The following is a 274-nucleotide window of genomic DNA, read 5'->3' as shown; positions in this document are numbered from 1 at the left end:
ATTTTGTAATAAAAGCAGCAGCCATGAGCTTGAGGCAAGTTCCAGAAATGAATGTTGTTTGGAATGGGGAAGAGGCTCAGTTACTCTATGAAGTGGATATCTCTGTTGCTGTGGCAACTGATGCAGGACTCATAACACCTATAGTTAAATCTGCTGACAACCTTAAAATTGCTGAGATCTCATCAACTCTCAAGGATCTGGCCAGCGGTGCAAGAGAAGGCAAGTTACAGCTGCATGAGTTTCAAGGTGGTTCTTTCACCATCTCCAATCTGGG

General features: G+C 43.8%; 1 protein-coding gene. It reads left to right on the top strand.

Going from position 1 to position 274, the window contains the following annotated elements; all coding sequences use genetic code 11:
* Positions 1-23 precede the first annotated feature (23 nt).
* Positions 24-274, top strand: a 251-nt coding sequence (locus ACYQ78_RS39600) for a 2-oxo acid dehydrogenase subunit E2 (RefSeq protein WP_459806141.1), incomplete at its 3' end; no start/stop codon positions are given.

This window comes from Herbidospora sp. RD11066 (assembly GCF_054661255.1).
Note: the sequence above shows the minus strand (reverse complement) of the source record. Positions and strands in the feature narration are given on the sequence as shown.